The 24,668-nt window shown below is 41.5% G+C and carries 18 protein-coding genes; 4 read left to right on the forward strand and 14 right to left on the reverse strand.

Annotated features, from left to right (window positions below):
* Positions 1 to 37 precede the first annotated feature (37 nt).
* Complete coding sequence (locus tag KSMBR1_RS08100; protein ID WP_099324859.1) at positions 38 to 1,708, reverse strand: alginate export family protein; 1,671 nt, start codon at positions 1,706 to 1,708, stop codon at positions 38 to 40.
* A 1,016-nt stretch (positions 1,709 to 2,724) separates the two neighbouring features.
* On the opposite strand from KSMBR1_RS08100, the gene KSMBR1_RS08105 reads away from it, so the two are divergent.
* Both KSMBR1_RS08105 and KSMBR1_RS08110 read left to right on the forward strand, forming a co-directional pair.
* A complete protein-coding gene (locus KSMBR1_RS08105) occupies positions 2,725 to 3,909 on the forward strand; it encodes an SPFH domain-containing protein (RefSeq protein WP_099324860.1) in 1,185 nt (394 codons plus the stop codon).
* A gap of 85 nt (positions 3,910 to 3,994) precedes the next feature.
* A complete protein-coding gene (locus tag KSMBR1_RS08110) occupies positions 3,995 to 5,230 on the forward strand; it encodes an SPFH domain-containing protein (RefSeq protein WP_099324861.1) in 1,236 nt (411 codons plus the stop codon).
* Positions 5,231 to 5,645: 415 nt separating this feature from the next.
* Here the strand turns inward: KSMBR1_RS08110 and KSMBR1_RS08115 are convergent, their stop codons facing one another.
* Complete coding sequence (locus KSMBR1_RS08115) at positions 5,646 to 6,437, reverse strand: formylglycine-generating enzyme family protein (protein WP_099324862.1); 792 nt, start codon at positions 6,435 to 6,437, stop codon at positions 5,646 to 5,648.
* Position 6,438: 1 nt separating this feature from the next.
* Positions 6,439 to 7,512 (reverse strand): coiled-coil domain-containing protein, encoded by a 1,074-nt coding sequence (locus KSMBR1_RS08120; protein ID WP_099324863.1) that lies wholly within the window; start codon positions 7,510 to 7,512, stop codon positions 6,439 to 6,441.
* Between the two features lie 289 nt (positions 7,513 to 7,801).
* On the opposite strand from KSMBR1_RS08120, the gene serA reads away from it, so the two are divergent.
* Entirely contained in the window at positions 7,802 to 9,382 is a 1,581-nt protein-coding gene (gene serA / locus KSMBR1_RS08125; RefSeq protein ID WP_099324864.1) for a phosphoglycerate dehydrogenase, read from the forward strand.
* A 134-nt stretch (positions 9,383 to 9,516) separates the two neighbouring features.
* Here the strand turns inward: serA and KSMBR1_RS08130 are convergent, their stop codons facing one another.
* Positions 9,517 to 10,320: an ABC transporter permease gene (locus KSMBR1_RS08130; protein WP_099324865.1), complete on the reverse strand. Its 804-nt coding sequence runs from the start codon at positions 10,318 to 10,320 to the stop codon at positions 9,517 to 9,519.
* A 147-nt stretch (positions 10,321 to 10,467) separates the two neighbouring features.
* Here KSMBR1_RS08130 and KSMBR1_RS08135 point away from each other — a divergent pair, with 147 nt between their 5' ends.
* On the forward strand, positions 10,468 to 11,334 hold the full coding sequence (locus KSMBR1_RS08135; RefSeq protein ID WP_169703195.1) for a ParB/RepB/Spo0J family partition protein: 867 nt from the start codon (positions 10,468 to 10,470) through the stop codon (positions 11,332 to 11,334).
* A gap of 26 nt (positions 11,335 to 11,360) precedes the next feature.
* Here KSMBR1_RS08135 and KSMBR1_RS08140 read toward each other — a convergent pair whose 3' ends face one another.
* From KSMBR1_RS08140 to KSMBR1_RS08185, 10 genes are all read right to left on the reverse strand, one after another.
* Positions 11,361 to 12,956, reverse strand: a complete 1,596-nt coding sequence (locus KSMBR1_RS08140) for a CTP synthase (protein WP_099324867.1) — start codon at positions 12,954 to 12,956, stop codon at positions 11,361 to 11,363.
* A complete protein-coding gene (gene kdsB, locus KSMBR1_RS08145; protein WP_099324868.1) occupies positions 12,949 to 13,707 on the reverse strand; it encodes a 3-deoxy-manno-octulosonate cytidylyltransferase in 759 nt (252 codons plus the stop codon). The genes KSMBR1_RS08140 and kdsB overlap by 8 nt, the downstream gene beginning before the upstream one ends.
* 188 nt (positions 13,708 to 13,895) lie before the next feature.
* Positions 13,896 to 15,767 carry a TIGR03960 family B12-binding radical SAM protein gene (locus tag KSMBR1_RS08150; protein ID WP_099324869.1) on the reverse strand — a complete coding sequence of 624 codons (1,872 nt, stop codon included), beginning with the start codon at positions 15,765 to 15,767 and terminating at the stop codon, positions 13,896 to 13,898.
* A 12-nt stretch (positions 15,768 to 15,779) separates the two neighbouring features.
* Positions 15,780 to 16,871 carry a rod shape-determining protein RodA gene (gene rodA, locus KSMBR1_RS08155; RefSeq protein ID WP_099324870.1) on the reverse strand — a complete coding sequence of 364 codons (1,092 nt, stop codon included), beginning with the start codon at positions 16,869 to 16,871 and terminating at the stop codon, positions 15,780 to 15,782.
* A gap of 49 nt (positions 16,872 to 16,920) precedes the next feature.
* Positions 16,921 to 18,849, reverse strand: coding sequence for a penicillin-binding protein 2 (gene mrdA, locus KSMBR1_RS08160; RefSeq protein WP_099324871.1), 1,929 nt, complete (start codon positions 18,847 to 18,849; stop codon positions 16,921 to 16,923).
* 3 nt (positions 18,850 to 18,852) lie between these two features.
* The gene (mreD, locus tag KSMBR1_RS23325; protein ID WP_099324872.1) at positions 18,853 to 19,350 is read right to left on the reverse strand and encodes a rod shape-determining protein MreD; all 498 of its coding nucleotides are present in this window, start codon (positions 19,348 to 19,350) and stop codon (positions 18,853 to 18,855) included.
* 339 nt (positions 19,351 to 19,689) lie between these two features.
* A complete protein-coding gene (gene mreC, locus KSMBR1_RS08170; RefSeq protein ID WP_157820471.1) occupies positions 19,690 to 20,397 on the reverse strand; it encodes a rod shape-determining protein MreC in 708 nt (235 codons plus the stop codon).
* A gap of 103 nt (positions 20,398 to 20,500) precedes the next feature.
* Positions 20,501 to 21,556 carry a rod shape-determining protein gene (gene mreB, locus KSMBR1_RS08175; RefSeq protein WP_099324874.1) on the reverse strand — a complete coding sequence of 352 codons (1,056 nt, stop codon included), beginning with the start codon at positions 21,554 to 21,556 and terminating at the stop codon, positions 20,501 to 20,503.
* Positions 21,557 to 21,665: 109 nt separating this feature from the next.
* Positions 21,666 to 23,279, reverse strand: a complete 1,614-nt coding sequence (gene lnt, locus KSMBR1_RS08180; protein WP_099324875.1) for an apolipoprotein N-acyltransferase — start codon at positions 23,277 to 23,279, stop codon at positions 21,666 to 21,668.
* Positions 23,273 to 24,481 (reverse strand): molybdopterin molybdotransferase MoeA, encoded by a 1,209-nt coding sequence (locus KSMBR1_RS08185; RefSeq protein ID WP_099324876.1) that lies wholly within the window; start codon positions 24,479 to 24,481, stop codon positions 23,273 to 23,275. Before KSMBR1_RS08185 ends, lnt begins: the two co-directional genes overlap by 7 nt.
* Positions 24,482 to 24,668 lie beyond the last annotated feature (187 nt).

A 24,668-nucleotide genomic window follows, 5' to 3' on the forward strand; every position in this document is an offset into this window, starting at 1 on the left:
TTTCATCAATACAAATATTCAAGCAAACACTACAGTATTAGAATGTAACAGTTGTTTGTAAATAGCCCCAATGTGTATCAAAATCACCGGCGTTCTTCTCGATCCAGTCCTCAGCGCCGAACCATGAATATCCAGCAAGGATACCTACATTTTTATACAATTGATAGCTTACCGTAAAATCAACCTCCTGCGCCAGATTGTCATCGTTAGAATAACCGCCGGCTGGACGTGCAGCAACAAGACCGGCAGCTGCGTTATACCAACCATCTTCTTCCTCGGCCAGCAGGAAGTAGTGATAATCCACCTGCATCATTAATTTATCGGTTGGGTTAACCTTTAAACTAGGCCTGAAGTCATGCATATTCTGCCATGAAACCAAATCGATAAAACCGTAGTTGCCCTGCATGTGGTTTGTGGGATAGAGATTATCAAAGGTCTCGTGATCCCCATCTGTTGGATCATCGTCACCCGAAGCAAAGGCATATTCAAACCCTATGCGAGGAGTCCATGCCACATCCTTAAAGGTATATCCAACCCTGCCTGCAAATGCCCATGCCTCATGGTCAAGATCACCGACATCACCGGTCTGACCGTGGGATTCCAATGTATAATCTACGGCATCCATGTTTGGCAATTTACCGTCAATCCTTACGCCGAAATCATGAATAATGGTGTTTCCCTTCCCAGCCCCTGTATGAGCACTAACAGCAGCGGTTTCGTCCTGATTATTCTTTTGTATATACATAAGCTCAATCAAAGCACCCGGCAAGAGCTTTTTAAACGATAACATACCAGCATATACATTTTCATCAGAATTCCCGCTGCCATCCACGGCGTAGGAAAGGTAACCATCCTCATCTACTCTCATTGCGAAGGCTTCTGCATGGATAGCATCCGTATCCCACATAACCCTGCCGCCATCAAATACACGCCCCTGATTAGACCAGACTAAGTTACCGATAACCCTGTGATCGCCCCAGATAATTTCCTGGCGTCCCACTCTTACCGTTAACGGAAGGTCGAAAAGATTCTTTAGGTCAAAATAACCCTGGTGGATATCGATACGGTTATTTGCCCCATCAGTGGCAAATCCAACAGTCGTACCTTCCACACCAAAAGCCCTGGAATCCTGAAGCTGGATAAATATCCTGAGATGCTCGTTTACATCCGCATCTGCCCATAGCCTAGTCTGGTTTAACACGTAATCATCATCTATAGACGATTTGGGTCTTGTCCCTGTAGCAGCACCACCAACTGGTATGGTAGGAGGGTTAAAACCAGGTAATGTCACATCCCCTGGAAAACTGTAGTAACCATTAGCATATTCCGCCCTGGTCCTGATCGACCCACCCAGTGTTACCTTCTTTGCAAATTCTGAATAAACATTTCCTGCAATATCCTCCGCTTTTAGCTCTTCTGCCTGTGCTGCGGTCTGAAACTCTCCTTTTAAGAAGTTTACTTCGCTCCTTAACGCCTCTAATTCTCCTTTTTCGCTTTCGCCCAAAGGAGCAGACGAAACAGCTTGGCCACCCCTTACTGTTTCTATTTGTTCCGTCAAGTTAGAAACAGAGGCCCTCAAGGCATTCAATTCTCTTTCCATGTCTTCCAGCGAGGAAGAACCAGCCCCATGCGCAAAGGGAGCAGCCGCAAAACAGAAGACAGCAGCAGCTACGCCACTAAAACACGTCTTCAAAAATTTATTTCTCATATACACCTCCCAATCATTAATAAACAGACCTCAAACTAAAACAGAATCACAACTAAATACACAAACAAAATTTAAAACCCGTATGTTAACGTAACCTTATAATATAACGCCTCCTTTCTCCTCCTCCTAGATTTGTTATACTCTCTAAAAAATTTAGCCGAACAAACAGCTACATGGCTAAGCGATAAAGATAACCTTGACGGAAACCATTGTAGCCTCAATTCTCAAATTGTCAAACAATTTTTTGCACATAGTATACATATCGCACCTGAATACTGGCGGACCATTCATGAAACTGCAATTACATTTGGCAGTAATAAAGCATTACACATCCCCTCCGGTTGCTATTTCTGGTGAAGTAAAGGACACATAAGATACCTCAATCTTACCGATTACAATAACAAGCGCAGACCATTTCTTACCACAAATACTTTAATGCTTATAATAAAAAGGGAATACCTCACATCAAAATCAAACGACTTGTATATAGCAAGCAAGAGAGAACATTTGAAGCCACATATCCGAACATAACCCCTTTAACGTTCGACCCGTTTTTGGATGACAGCCTCTTAATTTGCTTAGTTCAATCGGGACGCCAGAATTTGTCAGTACATCAAAAATCCAAAGATTCATTATACGTCACAAATCGCAAGCCAAATGTTACATTTTACGAAAAACGCCTTTATAATACACTGTAATATTAAAGAGACAGGCGATAGGGCAACATGCCCATCACTACAAAGCAATTTATTGAATACTTGTACAAGCGGAGATGGTCTTTTCAAACCTAAATAAGCCGTTGCAAAGTGAAATACACTTTCCGAATTACGATTTTACTCTTAACCAAAGAACCACTTAACGCGCTTTTCAGAAAGTCCTTTTTTTTAAATTTTTTGTTGACTCCCAAAGACCTGCCCTTATAATTATACACTTTGCAGCAAATCAATGCAACATTCGCTTAAATAGCTTAACAACAATAAATTAAATAGCTTTTCGTTAAAAAGGTACTCTTTACTATGGACAAAGACTTCAAACCAAAAAGTAAAAAATTCCACCTCTACAGGAAGACTTTTGTATCGGTACTTGTTCTGGCTTTTATCGCTGGAGGTATTTACGGCGGCAAAGAGCTAAGCTGGAAAGAACTTGCGCCAGACGAAGTAGCCGTAATCGTAAACAATTTAACTGGCAGCATAAAGCAAATTAATCGTGCAGGTGCGATTGTTTATTACCCTTTTATTCAGGATATTTATATATTAGACAAGCGTGAGCTGGTATTGAAGATGACGGCCGCTGAGATCAATGAAAAGCAACCACAGGGAAACCCTCTTATAATAAAAACTATTGACGGTGGTGAAGTTGTGTTGGATTTACAGATACAATATATCCTGAATCCGGAGTACGCTTCACACATAATTCAAAACACCGGCATTGGCGATGTTTACAAACAAAAATGGGTTTATGATTATGCACGCACCATTTGTTATTACTGTTACGGAGAGCTAGGTATAGATGAATTCCCAAGCGCTTCAAAACGCGATGCAAAAGCAGACAAAGCACGACTCGAAATTAATACTTTTTTAGAGCCGCATGGTTTTTTTCTTACTTCGATAAACCTCACAGATTATCGCTACTATAGAGAATACGCCGAAAAAATACAAGAGAGACGATTGGCTGACAAAGAAGTGGAAGAACAAAAAACCAGGGCAAAGGCGGCAATGGAAAACCAGAGGAGGGTAATCGTCGAAGAGACAAAAAAGAAAGAGGTGCGTGTGGCCAGATTCAGGGGTGATTGTGATAAAAGAATCATGGATGCAAGAGGTACTGCAGAGGCCAAGAAACAAGAGGCGGAAGCTTATTTAATAAAAGCAACATTTGAGGCAGAAGCCGATTTTGAGCGCTTGTCACAGGAAGCGCATGCCGTACTTGTAACGGTGAAGTCAGAGGCCGAAGGACTTGCCGCGTTAAGGGACGCTTTTGAAGGAAACGGAAGCCGCAATCTGGTCAGACTTGAATATGCAAAACGTCTGAAAAATGCCATTGTACGCGGTGTTCCGATTGTCAGAAGCGGGATCGAAGTACCGCAATCGATACAACGTTTCAAGTATATCGAAGACGCTCCCAAGATTGATTACTCACGCCCGGAACCTCCAGACGCGCCGATGGTTAGCCCGATGCAACCAGGTCCTCAAAAATCAGATTAATGGCCGCTGTAACGGTCAATAGACACTTTTTACTGCGTATTGATATCATAATTTAACGACTCATTTTTAGAATGTAGAGGCAAAAATGCACCTGGGAAAATTGACGGCAAAATATATCATTCCTATTGCGGTACTTGCGGTTATTGCGATCTCTATCGTCAGTATTAAATTCTTCGTCATAAAGGTTGGCGCTGATCAGGTGGGAGTGAGAACCCGTGTTTGGGGTGTAAGCAGGGGTATTGTGCAAAAGGATTATGGACCTGGCTGGCACAGGGCGATTTCGACAATAGACCAGTGGGACCTCTATGATATCACAGTGCAAACACTGGAAATGGCAAAGGAAAATTCGGGATTAGGGCACGATGAGAGAAAGCACGTTGCGATAAGAACCGCAGATGACTACGATGTGGAGGTTGATTTGGTTATTAAATACCAAATAAAAAGAGGTTCTGCCTGGAAACTCCGACAAGATCTTGGTGTCGGGGAGAGGTACAAGATAATCGTCGAGAATGAAACAAGAGACGTTGCACGTAGTGTCTTTGGAAAAATGGTGGAAAGAGATTTATACAACCCTGAAGAAAAACGCAAAAGAGCGGAAGAATGCAGAACAAGACTCAGGGAGCGCTTAGAGTCACGATACATAGAAATTATAGATGTTTTGATTTTAGAATTCCGGTTTGACCAGCAGCTAGACCGCAAAATTAAGAATATCAAGGTTGCGGAATTAGACTACGTATTGAATCAGTCAAAAGCATTGGCCGCGGAACAAAGAGGTATTACTCAAACAATCGAGGCTGACACGGAAGCCGTAGCACAGAAAATCTCCGCCGATAAAGAACGAGAGGTTACCGTTTTGGATGCTGAGACTACAAAAATGGTAATTGAATATCTTGCAGAGGCGGACAAATATCTTATTGAAAAAAGGGCAGAGGGGGACAAATACAAACAGCAGCGAAAAGCGGAGGGGGAATTGTTGATTAAATTGGCTAGGGCTGAAGGGGAAAAATTGAGACGAGAGGCCATTAAAGGATTTGGCGGTGACATTATAGTTGCAATGGAGGCAGCAAGAAATTTCAATCTTGCAGATATAAATGTTTCTACCATGGATCTGAATTTGCTAAATGTTGATGAGATGGCAACACGGCTTGGAGTTTCAGATGAAAGGGGCAAAATTCAAGTAGACACGACAACATTTGAAGAAATAAAGCAACTGTTGAAAATGACAAAAGAAGGTGTGGGCAAGTTAGACCCAAAGAGTGAGCAATGGTTGAAAGACTTTGAAAAAAGTAGAGAAAATGCGACTCTAAAGTTTGGAAATTAGCTTAATATAGCCAATCAAATCTGATTTTAGAAATTTGGCGATAAAATGACTTTCTGAAAAATAGATTTATTTGACTAAGCATACTATCAAACAACTCCTAAATCTCCTCTTGATAGAGGGGATTTCTAATCTCCCCTATAAAAGCCGAGGGTGTATAAATTTTTCGAAAAACCTTATTTGTTTGATAATAAATATATGCGTAATGCATTTACTTTTATCGTATAAGTATGATTAATACAAATTTTTTGCGGGTATTTTCCCACTATTATTTAATACGCTGAAAATAAGTACTTTAGCAATTCAAATTTTTTTTGTAATAAATTTATAATTTATTAAGTACCAATTTAGCAATAACTTAAATACTGTGAACCGTTACGCTTTGCGATCTACTATATAATAGTTCAAGTTTTTGTAATTACTCTACGGATTTTGCGCAGCGAAAACCAATCTGTGGTGTTTCTGCATGGGGAAGGACACGATACCTTGCTGCACATCGGGCGAAGTGTCCGAAATAATGCCAGCTACCTCCACGAATAACTTTTTGTTGCCCAGATTCCGGACCCTTTGGGTTTTCACGAGGAAAAGAATAATAGTAATTTTGATCATACCAATCAGTACACCATTCCCAGACATTACCCGACATATCATAGCAACCGTAGGGGCTTTTGCCCTGTTTATAACTTCCGACAGGAGATGTCTGCATTTTCTTTGTTTCCCAAACATTGCATCTTTCCGCATCAAATATCTCATTCCCCCAAGGCCACAAACGCCTGTCACTGCCACGCGCTGCTTTTTCCCACTCTGCCTCTGTAGGCAAACGTTTGCCGGCCCACTCTGCGTAAGCAACCGCATCCTCCCATCTGACGCCAACAACAGGCTTGTCCGGAGTATTAAACCTTTCATCAAACCAGCAGTACGGAATACGATGCCCTGTTTCTTCTATAAATTTTGCATACTGTTCGTTTGTTACCTCATATTTATCAATGTAATAGCTGTCCAGATACACAATATGCTCCGGCCCATCATATATGTTAAATGCCAACATAAACGTCCAATCGTAATATTTATCTTCCCCCATATAGAACTCACCCGCAGGGACATAAACCATACCCGGATACTGTTCGCCTTCTTCCGCAGCAAGTAATCCTTTTAAAAAAAATACCATAACAAAAGCGAACAAAACAATCCATCTTTTGACAATCCACATATCAGTATCTCCTCTTCGCCAACACCTCGTACCTTGCAATATCTACCGGCGAATAACCGGTAATAATTTCGTTAAACTTTCTGATAGCTTCATTCTTAAAAGATCTTATTGAAAAATCCTGCATGAACAAAACCAAATCCTTTTTGTCGTATACCTTTATTTCAAAATTAGCAATACTTTGATCTTTTCCGGACAAATTTTTTATCTCCCCCTCGATTTGTGCGGAAGATCCAAAAGGAAGCAGTTTTACATTCCTCACATAAAACCCCTCTCCTGCCTCATTAAAACCTTCTTCTTCGGGAGACGGCTCGCGCGCAACCGGTTCTTCCTTTGCGGCCACAACCGTTTCCGTACCTACGGCTTCAGCCACCGGCGTCACCTTGACTTCCGGAGATGCCACCACGACCGCCGCCGTAGCAGTACCAGAAGAAACAACTCCCCGTCTCTCCAAATTTTTCACCCTTCGGTCAAACTCTTCAAAAATTTTTATTTGTTGATCCAGCGCCTCTGTACGTGTTTTTATATTTACCTCTGCGGCGGCAAGGATTTTTTCCTGCTCTGCAAATTTATCGGTAACCAGTTTATTTATGTCTTCAAGCGCCTTTTTAAAAGGGGCTAATGGTGTTTCGGCTTCTTGATATTTTTTTTCAAGAACAGTTGTTTTCACCTCCTGGTCTTCAACTCTTTTCTTTAAATCAGAAAACAGTTTTTTAAAGACATCAAATGTTTTGCCAAAAGAATCAAGTGTATTTTTCACATCTTCAATAGAGGTCACTTGTTCCACCTTTTCCAGTCTTGAAACAATTTTATTCATTTTTCCTTCAAGATCTTTTATGATTTTGCTGGATTCTTTCAGGGGAGCGATGGTCTCCTTTACGTCTTTATTCAGTTCAGAGAACTGTGCGCTAAGGTTATCAATATTGCGCATCCAGTCCCTCAGTGATTTTTGAAAATCCGTCAGCTTATCAAAAACTTCCTGTCCGCTTGTTTGTCCTATAGCACTTTTTTGCACAAATAAAACCACAGGTAAATATATAAATACCAGCAAAACAGCAATATAAACCCAGTGCTTCATGAATCGTACTCCAACTTGAATTGATTTCTGAATAAAAACACCGTGTAGAGTTTAACAAAAACCCCGTCTTACCGCAAATATTATCCCCTTTACTACTAAATGGTGCGAATGCGGGTCTTATTTTTAAACTATTGCATTTTTCTATGCATGAAAGTTTAAATTTGATTTCATAGGATTAAAAGGTTATCATATTCCCGTTATTATTGCATTTGCCCTGATAAAACACAACGTAACGTCTTATATTTACATATTCGCAAAAACATTGTTATTTTTTTGGAAAGGCAGTGTCATGTTAGTCTTAATCGCAGACGATCTTCCTGACGTATGTAACGAAATACTACAAAATGCCGGGGTTGAAGTTTTAAAGAAAACCGGTTTAAAACCGCCTGAATTAGATGCTGTTATAAAAATGTGCGATGGCGTTATCGTGAGAAGCAATACAAAACTCACCGCTCCTGTGCTCGAAAAAAGTGAAAAGCTGAAAGCCATTTGCCGTGCGGGCGTGGGCGTCGACAATATAGATGTTCCTGCCGCTACAAAAAAAGGCATTGTCGTCATGAATACCCCCGCAGGCAATATCATTTCAACGGCAGAACATACCATTGCCTTGCTTTGTTCTCTCTCGCGTTTCGTTCCCCAGGCATGTGCGTCGGTGAAGGAAGGGAAGTGGGAGAAAAAGAAATTTACAGGTCAGCAGCTCACCGGAAAAACATTTGGCATCATAGGACTAGGCAGGGTGGGCAGACAAGTGGCAAAACGGGCGGCTGCCTTAGAGATGAAAGTAATTGGCTATGATCCTTTTATAACCACTGAAATTTCATCACAGTATAACATACATATTGTAAAAAACCTTAGAGATCTTTTGGCACAGGCAGACTATATCACGATTCACGTTACGCTTAACAAAGAAACGAAGAACCTTATAACAAGCAAAGAATTTTCACTCATGAAGAAAGGCGTCCAAATAATAAATTGCGCAAGAGGCGGCGTTATTTGCGAAGAAGATCTTTATAACGCCATTAAAACAGGACAGGTTGCCGGCGCGGCCCTGGACGTATTTGAAGAAGAACCTCCAAAGGATAATAAGTTACTACAACTGGAAGAGGTCATTGCGACGCCACATTTAGGAGCATCCACCGAAGAAGCGCAATATGCGGTTGCGATTGAGGCAGCGGAACAGATGGCCGCAGCCCTTACCGGAAAAGGATATAAAAACGCCGTGAACCTTTCTCCCTATAGTCCGGAAGAGTATGCCAGCCTGAAGTCCTATCTTGCCCTTGCAGAAAAAATGGGATCTTTTTTAACACAAATAAATAATGCGGGCATTCAGACATTAGATATTGTTTATACGGGAGAGATTTCTCATAAAAATATTCGAATCGTTACCGATAGCCTTATAGTAGGGTTGCTCAAGCCGAGCCTTGAAGAAGGCGTAAATCTTGTAAGCGCTCCGACCTTGCTCGCAGAACGTGGCATCAAGGTAAATGTCACGACCAGCAGCAATGCCTGTGATTTTAGCAGTCTTGTTGCCGCAAAAATTACTACTTCAAACGGAGAAACCTGTATTTCCGGAACCGTATTTGGCAAAAACGAACCAAGGCTGGTAGACATTAATGGTTATGGAGTTGAGGCCATTCTCAATGAACAGATACTCGTTCTGTTTGGCAGGGATAAGCCGGGTTTCATTGGACAGGTCGGCTCTCTTCTTGGCAACAAAAACATAAACATCGCACATATGACCTTCGGCAGGAAAGAAGTAGGGGGAAACACCATCAGTATTCTAAATATAGATGCGGTGCCGCCGCAAGATTGTCTAAATGAAATTAAACAACTAAACCACATTGATGCGGCATTTTTGGTACAACTCTAAAAAAGTTTTAGAAAAATGAATAATAAGGGTGACACGGACAAAGCCTGCTTGTACGTGTCACCAACTCTACGAGGGAGAAAAATTTCGGCAGCGGCACATTTCTTTCTTGTTAAAGATGCATCATTTCATGCAGATCAGCAACATTCTTTTCTTTCAAACATTTCAAATGCTATGTGAATAATAAGCGTTGTATACGCAATGGCATAAACGACCATAAGCAAAATATAACGAACGTCAATCCCTTCCGAAGGATAACCCATGCTTATAGCACTCACCCCTTCCAGATTCGGGAAAATTGTGTACAAAAATGCAAACAGCCACAAGAAATGGCGCTCATTCGCATTGAAAAGGTTTTGAACAAGACCTAGCAGGTTTCCAACAATATAGACAAACACACAACAACTCAAATTAGCCGACACTGACAAATAAACAGACCCCGCGATTGCTATTGCACACATTATTTCTATCTGTAAAAATGTATAGAAAAGCGGGAGAAAGGTAGTGCTCACGAAGTGTATAATGGAGGGGAAAAGTGCCACGCCAAGATCTATCAGATTTTTCAAAGACAGGGAAGCAACTAAAAAAGCCCCTAATATTAAATATTCCACGGTCGCCACTATCAATATACCAAAAAACTTTCCGAGGACAACATCACGACTACGCACTGGTTTTGCCAACAGCGTCAAAATAGTGCCACTTTCTCTCTCTTTTGATAGAGCATTTGCCGCAGACATGGAAACCAATACGAGACAACACACCGTAATGGTAGAAATGCCCATGTCTTTCATCAGCCGGATCTCTTCACCAAAGGCAAACAGAGTAAAAAAAAGGGACAAAAACGTTAAAAACATGCCAACGCCGGTAATTACATAAAATAAGGGCTGCCGAAAAACATCCCTTGATGTATTAATTGCGAGACAAAACAGAGCGCCATTCATAAAAAACCCTTGAATTTAACCAGAAAACCCATAGACTCTATTAAAAATGTTTCACGTGAAACATTTCAGGACGGACAATCGGCCGGATCCCAACACCTACAGAAAAATATTTCAATGGAAAAACATTCAAAAAAAAGGACGAAACCCATGGCCAAAAACGAAGGACTTAGCAAAGGGCTGCAATCTCTCCTGGGAGGCGTCATTGGTATAGAATCCCAACAGGAAGAGGGCGTAATCATACAATTGAATCCCAACGACATAAAACCGAATAGCATGCAACCCCGCAACCTTTTTAAGGAAGCAGAAATGCATGATCTTATGGCATCTATCAAAAAACACGGTATTTTGCAGCCTATCATCGTGACACCCACTGCCCACGGCTATATGCTTATTGCAGGGGAACGGCGTTGGAGGGCGGCAAAGGAACTCGGCATGAAAAAAGTACCCGCAATTGTACGCAAGACTGATGATGAAAGCCTCCTCGAAATCGCTTTAATAGAAAACATCCAAAGAGAAGACCTTAATCCGATCGAAAAGGCCCTTGGGTTCCGTGAGTTGGTAAAAAAATTCGGATTCACGCAGGAACAAGTCGCCCATGCAATGGGAAAAGACCGCAGTTCAGTAGCAAATTATCTCCGGCTTCTCGAACTTCCCGATGAAATCCAGGGACATGTTTCACGTGGAACAATCTCCATGGGGCATGCCCGGGCGTTGCTTTCTCTTCATGAAAAAGAAATGCAGATAAAATACTGCACCATCATCATTAAGGAAGGTCTCTCCGTAAGGGATGTTGAATCCATGGTTGCCGGAGAAAAAAATCTTCGCAAGCCAGAGAAACGACCCGAGAGAAAATTACCCACGCCGCATATTGCCGACATTGAGGATCGCTTTCGAAAGCATTTTGGGGCAAAAGTAAAGATACGCGAACGACATGGTAGGGGGCAAATAACTATTGCCTTTAACAACAATGAAGAGTTCGAGCGGATTGCCAATAAAAGCGGGATTAGTCTTTAAAATAGATATTCACTTTCCCCGCAAATTCATTTTTTTAACGTTGCCCGTATAAATTCTCTAAACAATGGGTGTGCTTTTGTTGGCTTTGATTTAAATTCCGGATGAAACTGCACACAGACAAACCACGGATGATTTATAATTTCCATGATCTCGACCAGCCGGTCTTCCTGTGAATGTCCACTAAATCTCATTCCATTTGCTAAAAATCTCTCTTTATACGCATCATTGAATTCATATCGATGTCGATGCCTTTCGGAAACCATGGCCTTTTTATATGCTTCATACGCCTTTGTACCTTCTTCAACAAAACAGGCTTGAGCCCCTAATCGCATTGTTCCGCCTTTTTTTGTTATATTTTGCTGTTCTTCGAGTAGGCTTATTACGGGATGCGGGGTAGCAGGATCAAATTCGGTGCTGTTTGCGTCGGCAAGATTACAGACATTTCTTGCAAACTCTATAGAGGCGCACTGCATTCCGAGGCAAATGCCAAAAAAGGGGATGTTGTTTTCCCTCGCGTATTGAATTGCCATTACTTTTCCCTCAACACCCCTCGCACCAAATCCACCGGGCGCCAATATTCCATTTACCCCTTTTAAGCATGCTTCTGCCCCGAACCTTTCTACATCCTCAGATTCAATTCTGCGTTCTTTTACTCGTGCATTGTTTTCTATTCCGCCGTGTATTAACGACTCATAAATAGATTCATACGCCGATTGATGCCCTATATATTTTCCAACAATAGCTATTTCTGTCGTATACTTCGGATTTCTCAGTATCTCTAATATTGATAACCACTTATCTATATTCCCATTATTTGTTTTCAGTTGGAGTTTTTGTATGATCAACTTGTCCAGCCCCTGTTCCATAAGTATAAGAGGTATTTCATACAAATATGGTTTTACATCCTTCTCCTCTATAATTGCGTTTTTATCAACATTACAAAAAAGCGATATCTTTTCTTTTATCTCTTCGCTCAAATGTTTCTCTGTCCTGCATATAATAATATCCGGCTGCACACCAGCCTGCCGTAACATACCAACACTGTGTTGTGTAGGTTTTGTCTTTATTTCGTCTGCCGCACTTAAATATGGCACAAGTGTTAAATGAATGTAGAGTACGTTTCCCCTGCCTATCGTTTGCCCGAATTGTCTGATTGCTTCAAGAAACAACTGGCTTTCGATATCGCCCACAATGCCGCCAATCTCAGAAATTACCACATCAGTGTCCGGTCCATCCAGCTTTTTAATGCATTCTATAACCTCATTCGTAATATGAGGGATGACCTGCACCGTCTTTCCCAAATATTCGCCATTCCGCTCCTTCATAATAACGGAATAGTAAATAGACCCTGTAGTAAAGTTACAGTATTTGTTTGTTTCTGCATTGGTAAATCTTTCATAATGCCCGAGGTCCAGATCCGTTTCCGCGCCATCTTCAGTTACATATACTTCTCCATGTTCATACGGGCTCATCGTTCCCGGATCAACGTTGACATACGGATCAAATTTCTGCAATCGCACCTTTAATCCTCTGCTCTCCAGTAACATCCCTATAGAAGCAGAATTTAAGCCCTTCCCGAGTGACGATACTACTCCGCCCGTAACAAAAATATGTTTAGTCATTTTTATGTCTTTCTATAAATTCCATCAAATCATTTTTAGTATTTATACCACACGATACATACTCAGTAATTGCCACTTTTATTTTATATCCATTTGAAAGCGCCCTAAGTTGTTCAAGTTTTTCCGCCATCTCTAATTTCGATGGCAATAAATTACGGTACTTCAGCAAAAAGTCCCTGCGATATCCATATATTCCAAGGTGTCTTAAAAATTCTCTGCCATTTCCTTGTTCATCATTATCCCGCACATATGGTATTTGAGAACGGGAAAAGTAGAGTGCATATCCGTTATTATCCAATACCACCTTTACACAGTTTGGATCTCTTAATGCCTCCGCATTTTCTATTCTGTTTGCAAGGGTTGACATTACCGCGTTATCATCTTTCTCCAGCACATCAATAACTAAATCGACCATTGCACCGTTCATTTCCGGCTCATCTCCCTGCACGTTTACGATAAAATCCGCATCTATCCTTTCAGCAATTTCAGAGATCCTATCTGTGCCGGAATGATACTCCCCTGAAGTCATTTCTGCCACACCCCCAAAACCCTTTACGATATCAAAAATCTGCCTGCTGTCCGTTGCAACAATTACCTTTTCAATACCCCTGGCGGATTTCACATTTTGATACACATGCTCTATTATATACCTCCCCGTAATATCTTTTACTTCCTGTAAAATCAATTTCCCCTGTAATCGTGAAGAATCATATCTTGCAGGAATTATTACCACCGATTTATGCTTATTCATATAGTATCCAAATGTGTATTTTTACTCTATGCACGATAAGAGCTTAATTCTATTAAAGTGTATGGCATATTCAAATGTTTTTTAAAAGATTCTTTTGCAGAAAAACTCCCAGTAGTACCTTATCGGTATCAGATCGGCGACGGCAAATTGCAAATTGCAGATTGAGGACTGAGGACTGAGGACTATTTTCATGCTTGCTGAACACTGGCTTTGCCAGCGTAGGGTAAAAAATGTTGCGACCTGGTACAGCTTCCACATTCAGGGCACCTGTCCAGCCTGCAATCCTGCGTTATTTCTTTTCGTGATGATCGTTCCGACTCCTGCAGGAGAAACGGCCTCACTACCCCACAATTTATGTGTTCCCACGGCAAGATTTCATCCGTTTCTCTGGTACGATGGATGTAAAAATGCCAATCTATTCCTGCCCTATGAAACACATCCATCCACTTTTCAAATTGAAAATGCTCTTCCCATGCATCAAACTTACACCCATGCATCCACGCAGTATAAATAACCTTCCCGAGTCTTCTGTCTCCACGGGCAAAGATTCCTTCCAGAATACTACGCTCCGCCTTATGAAATTTTATGCGAATGTTTTTCCTTTTTATTCTCTGGTAGAGTCTTTCTCTTATTTCCTTAATCCTATCCATGGAAACCATCGGCTGCCACTGGTAGGGAGTATGGGCCTTCGGGATAAAAGGGGCAATGCTTATATTCACTTGGCCATAATGGCCTCTCACCTTTTTCATTACATCAGAAACGTCATAAGCCAATGCTGCAATTGCCTCAATGTCATCATCTGTTTCTGTGGGAAGACCTATCATGAAATACAGCTTTACCGCATTCCATCCCTGCCTGAACGCCTCTTCAATGCCTCTGAAAAAATCCTCATTCGTAATGTTTTTGTTTATTACTCTCCTGAGAGAAGGTTTCGCCGCTTCCAACGCTATCGTTAACCCTGATTTTCGTACCGTATTCAACATGGAAGGCAATAAAGCAAGCTGTTCATTCACCCTGAGAGAAGGAAACGCAATGTTTACATGCCTTGGTGCAAAAACATGATTCATTTTACCCATCAGTTGCTCTAAATGCGGATAATCGCTCACCGAAAGGGACATTAATGATATTTCATTATACCCTGTATTCGCATAAGATTCTTCCGCCAACCGCAGGATGTTCTCAACCGTCCGCGGGCGGGTCGGACGCTTGCTCATCCCCGCCTGGCAAAACCTGCAACCCTGTGTACACCCTCGCATGATCTCAATACTAATACGGTCGTGAATTATTTTTACAAAAGGAATAACCGGTTTCGTTGGGTGGTATGCTGCGTTTAAATCCTCAATTGCGGCAGATCGGACAGAGGACGGTACGCCGGGGATTTTGGGGCGTATTTCTTTTATTGTATTGTCACTATTATAAAATACATCGTATTGTGAAGGCACATATGCATTTCTCATTTTTGTGCTAATAAGAAAAAGTTTTTCCTGCCGGGAAAGTTTTTGTTGTTTCATTTCTTTAAATAATTCAACAAATTGCGGTAAACTTTCCTCTCCATCGCCAACAAGAAAAACATCAATAAACTCCGCTAATGGTTCCGGCGAAATCGCTATTGCGCCACCCGCTATAACAAGGGGGTCTTCTTCTCCGCGAGCAGTGGATAAAACAGGAATGTTCGATAGATCCAGCATATTGAGAATATTCGTATATGACAACTCGTACTGAACAGAAAATCCCAAAATATCAAACTCATGTAACGGCGTATATGTTTCCAACGAAAATAAAGGTTTCTTATGTGCTCTTAAAAGAGCCTCCATGTCGGTCAACGGTGCAAATGCCCTTTCACAGACAGTATCTTTGCGGTCGTTTAGCAATCCATACAGGATTTGCATCCCCGCATGGGACATTCCAATGCTGTAGGTATCCGGGAACGCCAGGGCTATCTTCACAGCAACATCGGAATGGTTTTTTACAATAACATTGCATTCTTTTCCAATATATTGTCCGGGCATTTCTACCTTTGGCAATATGTTTTCTACGATATATTTTCTAAGAGAATTCATACGTGTCCTTAATTATTCAGAGGCAAGATCGATCTTTGAACGGCTTTTTACATTAAACACAATAGAGAGGGCAATAAAAGAGGCAAGCATTGAAGATCCTCCATAGCTAATAAACGGCAGTGTCATCCCAACAATCGGAGCTATCCCTAAATTCATCGCGATATTAACGACAACCTGTGTCGCAAACATGGTGAACACTCCAACAACAACAAGGCGCCCGAATGGCTCCCTGGTATTCCTGGCAATGCCGAGCCCGCACATAAAAAAAACCACATAAAGAAATAAAATAAAACACGCCCTCAAAAACCCCCACTCTTCAGCAATAACGGCAAAAATAAAATCCGTATGCCTTTCGGGGAGAAATTTCAGTCTGTTTTGAGAGCCATTTCCCCATCCTGCTCCCAGCAACCCCCCTGAACCGACAGCAATAAGGGATTGAAGCCGATGATACCCTGCGCCCCAATCTGACGTCTTTTCAGGCCAAAGAACGCCAAGAATCCTCATCTTCTGATAGGGGTGCATCACAAAAAACCAAAGAAGTGGAGAGACGGCAAGCGACATACAAAACATTGATATGAGGTAAAAAATACGAATCCCGGCAACATACAACATGGCGATTAATACCGGAACCAATATAAGTGCTGTACCTAAATCAGGTTGTTTTATGATAAGGGCCATGGGAATTATAGTTAAAAGAATTGCAATCCCGACATCACACAACCCGAGCCCGTATTTTTTATACCTTAGAAATCTCGCAAGCGCAAGAATTAAGGTTATTTTCATAAACTCCGCCGGTTGTATCGAAAAGGAACCTATCGAAAACCATCGGCGTGTTCCTTTTACAGAATCTCCAAGAATCAACAACAAAACCAGAAGACAAAGTACGCAGACATAAATGATGTAGGAATAATACGCAAACAATAAATAATCAAAAGAAAGAAGAATGAAAAAAAATATAAATCCCATCCCAATCCATACAAATTGCTTCATTACAAATTTTTCATTTGATGCGCTTAAAATAAAAAACACCCCAATTATCAGCAGAATGCATATTACCGGGAAAATAATCCAATCAAAATTTTTTGTCCTGATATCACCAATCATCTTGCTTTAACACTCTTTAAAAATAGTTCTGTTTTTCACCTTTTCATCCTTAAGACGATTGCGCCAATTCCGGATATAAAAAAGATAATAACTCCTTTGCAATGGGAACTGCAATTGCACCGCCATGTTCAGAGGTATGTTCTACCAGTACGAGAAAAACGTATTGAGGCTTATCGTGCGGTGCATAGCCGGCAAACCATGCATGATTATCACCTGGACGGCCCGTTTCTGCCGTCCCGGTTTTGCCTGCTGCCTTGTAAACCTCCAAACCTTTATTTTGCGCCGTACCGCGGAGGACAACATCGTGGAGGGATTCACGTATAACGTTTAAAATTTCAGGACGAATATTGATTTTTTTCTCCTTGCTATGAGTGAAAGTTTTCACGGTTTCCCCATTTTTGTTTGTTATTTTCAGCATTACATGCGGCTGTACAAGTGTACCGCCATTCGCAATAGCAGCATACGCCCGAACCATCTGGAGGGGCGTGGTTAACAGTGCTCCCTGACCTATTGAAAAATTCATGGCAGTCGCCGTTGTCTGAATCTCCGGGAGGTTTCCAGCTTTTTCGAACAGAAGATCTATGCCCGTTTCCTCGCCTATGCCAAATTTTTTTGCCCCGTCGTACAATAATTTTTTCTCGAGTCTTTTGGCCGTTTCAAAAAAGAAGACATTGCACGAAAAGGGAAGGGCATCTTCTATGGTTATCAACCCATGCCCGCTTTTCTGCCAGCACCGGAAAATGATATTTTTATAATTAGTATAGCCATTGCACTCATAACCAGTATGCGCATGTATATTGTTTTCATTCATTGCCGTTATTGCGGTAATTGCTTTAAAAATAGAACCCGGAGGCAAAGCGCCCTGTATCGCCCTGTCAAGCAATGGTTTTGCACTATCCTTATTAAGACGGGCAAAATCCTTATTCAATGTGTTGGGATTAAACCGGGGATTATTTACCATGGCGATTACTTCTCCCGTCCATGGTTCCATAACAATAATTACGCCACGGTTTTTCCCCAATGCCTTTTCCGCATGCGCCTGTATTTTGCTGTCAATCGTTAAATAAATATCATTACCCGGAACGGGCGGCCTTTCCAATACAATTTTTTCTATTTGAGTATTTTTGCAAATAATTTCTTCAAACCTTTTTCCCCGCATACCACGCAACTCTTCCTCATATTTCGCTTCAACGCCCGCCCTGCCAATAAGGTCGTCTTTCGCGTATCCTTCATAAAGCAACAAGGGATTTTCATCTGCTGAACGACCGGAATCTAAAACAAAATTATCCCATTTTTTACTGTATTCCTGCCATTCCTTACCGGTGAGTTTTCCCAAATATCCGAGTACATGAGAAGCAATCTCCTGCTTCGGATATACCCTCTTTGACCTTGGTGTAACACGCACTTCCGGGAATGTATCCTTTTCAACCTCAATCTGAATGGCCTTTTCTATCGGTACGTCATAAACGACAGGATAATATCCGTTCTCTTCTTTGATGAGGACAGGCTTTCCGAATTTTTTCTCCATGTTCTTTTTCAACTTTTCTACTTTCATAACCGCCTTTTTGGAATCTCTCAATAATTTATCACGTGAAGTATTTAATACACGGGACAAATTATCCATCCACGCCTCCATGTCTGCATGACATTCCTTGCATGATTTATCTGTATCTTTGTGCACCTTTAACTCCGCAACCCGTGGAACAGTATTGTTACCGTATACGATAGAACTATAGAGTAATTTCTTATATTTTACCGAGATATCGAAGGCATGGTGATCAATCGCCAAAACATCTCCTTGCCGGTCAAAAATGGTTCCCCGAACCGCCTCCAACGGATAGCTTCTGATTCTGCGTGTTTTGGATATTCCCTTGTATTTACTGGTTTCAATAATCTGCAAATAAAAAAGCCTTCCCGCAATACAAAAAATACAGAGTAAAAATAGTATTAAAATATGTTTATTCCGGTTAAAGTACATGGGTTATTCTCCCGTGGATCTGAAATTTTTGGCAGGTTGCAGCTTATTAAAGAGATAAAACAAAAATGGAGTAACGGCCGCCGTGTACGAAGAACAAATAAAGATCATCCATATCGTTGAAGAAATGTCTGCAGACCGGCAGGATATTGCAGTATGTAAGGCATAGAGTACATTATAGAGAAGAGAAAAAATAAATGTGACCAATATTTTAGTCACTAAATGTCCCCGAAATAACACTCCCCTTATTGACCATATAAAAAAACCGACTGCAACAAAAAAAATAGCATTAACCCCCAAGGTGCCTTCAGATAATAAATCTTTTGATATCCCAATAAACCAGCTCGTAACCACATTTCGTTTCACATCAATAAAAAAAGAATAAAAAACCACTAATGAAAAATAAAGATCGGGCGTTGCAGTGCCAATATTAATCCAATTCATCAATGTTGATTGAAAAAGGGAAATACATAGTAGTATGCAAAAAAAGGTTATCCAGCGCATGGCAATGTTTTAAAAATATTCAATCGTATCCTTGCAGAAAGATGCAGGGTGCTTTCCCCTGCAATGTTCATCGTTCACTCTAAGCTGGCATAGCCGGAAATAAAAAATACGAAACAAATTCTAATGACAAAATGATTTGAAATTCTAAACAAATGCATCTTTCGTATCTCGCATTTCATGCTTCATATTGTTGTATGTTTTGGATTTGTTTTGAATTTTATACTTTGTTATTAGAATTTGTTTCGTATTTCCGGCTTGTCCATGCGGGGGAATTGTAATTTACTGTAACACTTTCGTCTGGGGAACGAGCAGCAACCGTTTATATCAAATGTTTCTCCCCTACTCCTTTATTACCAAAACATTTTCAATCCTTGATATATTTACCAGGGGCAATGCTTTTACGCTTTGAAAAATAGCGCCGCCTTTCGTCTCATTCGCTATCACTGTAGCAATTGGCAGGGATGCTATATAAAATGATCCTACGTCAGAAGTTACGACTTTATCCGATTTTTTTAACGTCGTCCACCGCGGCACATATTTTAACTGACAATAAGGAGATGCATTACCTTCTATTATAACCTGGTCCCTTGTCCGGAGTATTCTTCCCGGAATACGTGATGCGGGATCGGTAATCAACCGAACCTGACTGGTTCTGGCTCCTGCAACAGAAATCACCCCGACTAGCGCATTTTTTGCCACTACAACATTATTGTCTTTAACGCCATGTTTTATGCCGACGTTAATAGTGATGCTTCTTCTGAAAATGGAGGTATCGTATCCAATAATGTCGGCCGGAATGATGTGAGATTTTGTTTTTTTTTGTTCTTTATGAAATTCAGAAACTGCGCTTAATTTATCTTGTAATTTGTAATTAGTATCCTGCAATTCAATAATTTTATTTTTAAGCTCTGCAACTTCATTTTCCCGTTCCGTATTTGTCTCATTTTCCGCCCAAATATATGCAATTCTATGGAAAAAATCACTTGCCGTATTGCTGGATAAACACGTCGCCCACTGAAATGGCCTGACTGGCATTACACATGCCATTTTTATTCCATTTGAAACGTTAAGAGGCAGGAATAATAGTAGTAAGGAAATGGTAAGAACGAGGGTTGTAATAGTGAATGGACGAGATAAGATCTCGTTAAAATTAGGTTTGGAGGTCCTCATCATATAAAACAGCTTTAAATAAATCCAGATTTTCAAGGAGGTATCCTGTACCCTTTGCAACAGCAGTTAAGGGATCGTCAGCGACTCTCACCGGCAGGCCGGTTTCTTCCGCCAGCAGTGTATCCAGCCTTTTAATTAAAGCACCACCCCCTACCAATACTAAACCATTGGTTAGTAAGTCGGATGCAAGTTCCGGGGCAGTTTTTTCCAGGGTGGCCTTCACAGCATGCACTATCTTATCAATGGGTTCTTTTAACGCCTCACGGATCTCTTCGGAACCAATATTCGTGGCCCTTGGCAACCCGGCAATTGCATCCCTTCCGCGAACTTCCATTTTCAATTCTTCTTCCAGCGGGTAGGCAGACCCTATCAATATCTTTATTTGTTCCGCCGTTCGATGCCCTATGTCAAGGTTGTAAGTCTTCCTCACATACTGAACAATCGCCTCATCCAGCTCGTCTCCCGCAATTCTAAGGCTTTCGTGAGTAAATATATCGCCAAGGCAAAGCACAGCAACCTCTGTTGTGCCTCCCCCTATATCAACAACCATACTTGCTTCCGGTTCCCCGACGGGAAGTCCCACTCCAATTGCGGCGGCCTTTGGTTCTGAAACAAGGTACACTTCGCGTGCTCCGGCCCTTTCCGCCGAATTCACCACCGCTCGTTTTTCTACCGCAGTGATCCCGGACGGTATCGCAATCAATATCCTTGGCCGTACGCCCCATTTGCGCTTGTGAACCTTTGTGATAAAGTATTTCAGCATTGCTTCCGTAATATCGAAATCCGCAATTACGCCATTTTTAAGCGGACGAATAACGGAAATGCTGCTCGGCGCTTTTTCCAGCATAGATTTTGCGACAATCCCTACCGCCCTGCCGTTCAAAAGAACTTTGTTTGTACCGGGCTTTACCGCCACCACGGAGGGTTCCGACAATACAATGCCATGACCGGGTATGCAAACAAGTGTGTTTGCAGTACCAAGATCAATCCCCATATCTGTTGAAACAAAGCCCAAAATAAAGTCTAACGGATGCATTTTTATTCTCTGGAAATGTACCCCCGCAGCAGTGCTTATTTTCTGCAAGTATAATAAATATAATAGTTAACAATTAAATCAGGATTATACGTTTATTATTTACAGAATGTCAAGTGTAAAGTCTTTTAAAAAAAGAGGATAAAACCATGCCCCCGGTCACTGTTAAACAAACAAGGGGAAACCAATCTCCGTATAGCGTATAATAAGTATTATCGCTTTTAACCAGTTTAATCCGGTTTAACAGAACGCCGCTTATCTCTTTTTGCCTCCCTTCGGAGTCGGTTAGTTTACTATATATATTCCCGTCAGGACTCACAAATGCCGATATCCCCGTATTTGCCGCACGCGCCATGCCTGTACGATTTTCTACTGCTCTAAATACCATTATTGCAAGATGTTGCTCCAATTCCGCGCTATCATGAAACCATCCATCATTTGTCACGTTAAATATAAAATCCACTCCTTGCTTTTTCAGGTTCCTTAGCAAGGCGGAAACCGTGTCTTCATAGCAAATAGATGCTCCAAAACGAAAGGTTTGATTTTGCAACGTCTTAAGATGAAATAAGGTGGGGGCTTTCCCGGGCGACAACCCAACAGAATAAGGCACTAGTTTCGCTAAAAAAGGAAAATATTTTTTCAGCGGAGTAAATTCACCAAAAGGCACCAGGTGGATCTTGTCGTATCTGTCCAGCAGTTTTCCGTTTATTCCATAAAAATAAACGCTGTTAAAATATCGTTGATCATCTTCCGAAAGAACCAGTGAAATACCGCCCAGGAGGAGGTTTGCATTCAATTCCTGCGCCAGTTGAACTACCGTAAGCTGCGACAGATAATCAATTTTTCTTCCCGTAAGGTCAGGGTTGATATTAAGTATCCCCGGCACCATCGTTTCCGGCCAGACGACAATATCTACCGGTTCCCCTTTAACGCGTACAGATAAATCATAATATTTTCTTAACGTATCAACTTCTTCCTCTTCCGACGGCGCTGCTTTCACGTCCTGCGGGATATTCCCCTGCACCAGACACACAACAGGTCCGTCATACGGCTTATAACCTTTAAGCCAATGCACGCCATACCATAACGCCCCAATAACAAATAGCGGCGGTAAAATATACGATAAATAAATAAACTCGTGTTTTCTTCCAACCCAAAGGGCTATTTCATCATTTTTTTCATTTCCCTTCTCTTTAAGAAAACAATGTGCGATTAACCACGCAATATACGCATTCACCATAATAATAATAAACGATACGCCGGAGACTCCTGTAATGTCACATATTTGTATTACCGGCAAACAGCGGTATTGAGTGTGGCCTGCGAAAAACCAGGGAAACCCAGAGAAGAGATAGGATCGTATATATTCCAAAGCTATCCACACACATGGGGCCACAAAAACGATGGGTAACTTTAGTTTTAAAACGGCCCTTCGAATGCAAAAAGCAAAGCAGAGGAAATAGAGCGCACAATAAAGACTTAATAACAACCACGCCGCATAGGTAACATGCCGCAGCCATGAAAGCTCTGTGAAAAAAAAGAGCAACCCTACAAGATATGAAGAAAGAAGGACATGCTTCTTTCCCCGGATAATAAGGATAAACCACGGTACAAGTGCAAACCAGGCAAAATACCCTAAATCTGCAGGAGGAAAGGAAAGGCAGAAAAAAAGGATGGTTAAAAAGGAAAGGCCTGTAATTTGAATAATTTCTTTATTTCTCAACACAGGTTATCGAGAAGAATAATATCAATCAATTGTCCTTTGGAAAGTGTTTCTGCTTCTTCAGGAATAATAAGAAGGCAATTCGCCTTTGTCGTTGCCAATAAGTCAGCGGAACCATGCCATTCAACAGGAGAAACAGACCATGTGTTTTCTTTCCATTGACACCGTGCAGGGCGAAACTCGCGGCGTCTTCTTTTCGTGGAAATATCCGTTTCCAACAATGCCGCTACCGTTGTTCTGCTCAAAGAAGAAAAACCCATTAATTTCCGTATCGCCGGATAGATAAACAATTCGAACGTAACCAGTGAAGCAACAGGGTTCCCGGGCAGTGCAAAAATCAATGTTTTGTCCTTTTTCCCGAAGATAACGGGTTTTCCCGGCCGTAACGCCACCTTTTCAAAATAAATGCGCACCCCTGCTTCTTTCAAAACATCTCCGACAAGATCATATTCTCCCATTGAAACCCCGCCGGAAAGAATCAGGACATCCTTCTGCAGCCCCCGCGTCATTATCTCCACAATGTCTTCTTTCCTATCTCCGGCAATGCCCAGTATTTCAACCCCGGCATTCATTCGCCTTGCCTGTGCTGCCAGGGAATAACTGTTGCTGTTTCTTATTTGTACAGGAGACGGTTTTTCATCAACGTTTACCAGTTCATTCCCTGTAGAAATGATGCCAACGGCAGGGGCAGGATATACTTTTACAACAGACTTTCCCACTGTTGCGAGTATCCCTATTTCCTGTGGACGAATCTGCATCCCTGCATGAAGAACTATTTGCCCGATTTGTATATCCTCGCCACGGTTGGAAATATTGGCTCCGGTTTTAACAGATTTCGATATTTTTACCCGGTCTTCTTCCCCGGTATCGTCCGTATCCTCAAACCTGACTACCGCATCCGCACCTTCCGGAACGGATGCGCCGGTCATAATTTTAGAAACACACCCCTGCGATACCTTCTTTGCAGGCATATCTCCCGCCGCAATATTCTCAATGATTTTTAATACGACGGGCGCGGTTTTCGTATCTTCCGCAATCACAGCGTATCCGTCCATGGCAGAACGATTGAAGGGGGGCATGTCGATGTCGGACCTTACGTCTTCGGCAAGACAAAAACCCCGTGCGTCCTCAAAGTACACCTCTGTGGGCGCTAAAGGGCTTACATTTTCAATAATAATTTTCTTTGCTTCATCTACTGAAATCATAGTTTGCTATGTTAAATAAACAACAATGGTAAGTCAAGTATTGTTACGCTGACGAAAATAAACAAGCGCTTCCGATACCGTTGTATCAACACTATTTACAGACTTATTGTGACAGCGCCTCACCGCTTTACAAATGAATAGTAAAAGTGGCGGTTGTCTGCTAAAATGTAAGGACATTTTTTTGTTA

It is taken from the genome of Candidatus Kuenenia stuttgartiensis (genome assembly GCF_900232105.1).
Classification (GTDB): Bacteria; Planctomycetota; Brocadiia; order Brocadiales; family Brocadiaceae; genus Kuenenia; species Kuenenia stuttgartiensis_A.

Excerpts from the sequence above, each read along its gene's own strand:
- KSMBR1_RS08110 (WP_099324861.1), top strand. The coding sequence starts at position 3,995 with ATGCACCTGGGAAAATTGACGGCAAAATATATCATTCCTATTGCGGTA.
- KSMBR1_RS08115 (WP_099324862.1), bottom strand. The coding sequence starts at position 6,437 with ATGTGGATTGTCAAAAGATGGATTGTTTTGTTCGCTTTTGTTATGGTA.
- KSMBR1_RS08100 (WP_099324859.1), bottom strand. The coding sequence starts at position 1,708 with ATGAGAAATAAATTTTTGAAGACGTGTTTTAGTGGCGTAGCTGCTGCT.
- KSMBR1_RS08130 (WP_099324865.1), bottom strand. The coding sequence starts at position 10,320 with ATGAATGGCGCTCTGTTTTGTCTCGCAATTAATACATCAAGGGATGTT.
- KSMBR1_RS08105 (WP_099324860.1), top strand. The coding sequence starts at position 2,725 with ATGGACAAAGACTTCAAACCAAAAAGTAAAAAATTCCACCTCTACAGG.
- rodA (WP_099324870.1), bottom strand. The coding sequence starts at position 16,871 with ATGATTGGTGATATCAGGACAAAAAATTTTGATTGGATTATTTTCCCG.
- serA (WP_099324864.1), top strand. The coding sequence starts at position 7,802 with ATGTTAGTCTTAATCGCAGACGATCTTCCTGACGTATGTAACGAAATA.
- kdsB (WP_099324868.1), bottom strand. The coding sequence starts at position 13,707 with ATGAATAAGCATAAATCGGTGGTAATAATTCCTGCAAGATATGATTCT.
- mreC (WP_157820471.1), bottom strand. The coding sequence starts at position 20,397 with ATGGCATGTGTAATGCCAGTCAGGCCATTTCAGTGGGCGACGTGTTTA.
- KSMBR1_RS08185 (WP_099324876.1), bottom strand. The coding sequence starts at position 24,481 with ATGATTTCAGTAGATGAAGCAAAGAAAATTATTATTGAAAATGTAAGC.
- mreD (WP_099324872.1), bottom strand. The coding sequence starts at position 19,350 with ATGCGCTGGATAACCTTTTTTTGCATACTACTATGTATTTCCCTTTTT.
- KSMBR1_RS08140 (WP_099324867.1), bottom strand. The coding sequence starts at position 12,956 with ATGACTAAACATATTTTTGTTACGGGCGGAGTAGTATCGTCACTCGGG.
- mrdA (WP_099324871.1), bottom strand. The coding sequence starts at position 18,849 with ATGTACTTTAACCGGAATAAACATATTTTAATACTATTTTTACTCTGT.
- KSMBR1_RS08150 (WP_099324869.1), bottom strand. The coding sequence starts at position 15,767 with ATGAATTCTCTTAGAAAATATATCGTAGAAAACATATTGCCAAAGGTA.
- KSMBR1_RS08135 (WP_169703195.1), top strand. The coding sequence starts at position 10,468 with ATGGCCAAAAACGAAGGACTTAGCAAAGGGCTGCAATCTCTCCTGGGA.
- KSMBR1_RS08120 (WP_099324863.1), bottom strand. The coding sequence starts at position 7,512 with ATGAAGCACTGGGTTTATATTGCTGTTTTGCTGGTATTTATATATTTA.
- mreB (WP_099324874.1), bottom strand. The coding sequence starts at position 21,556 with ATGCATCCGTTAGACTTTATTTTGGGCTTTGTTTCAACAGATATGGGG.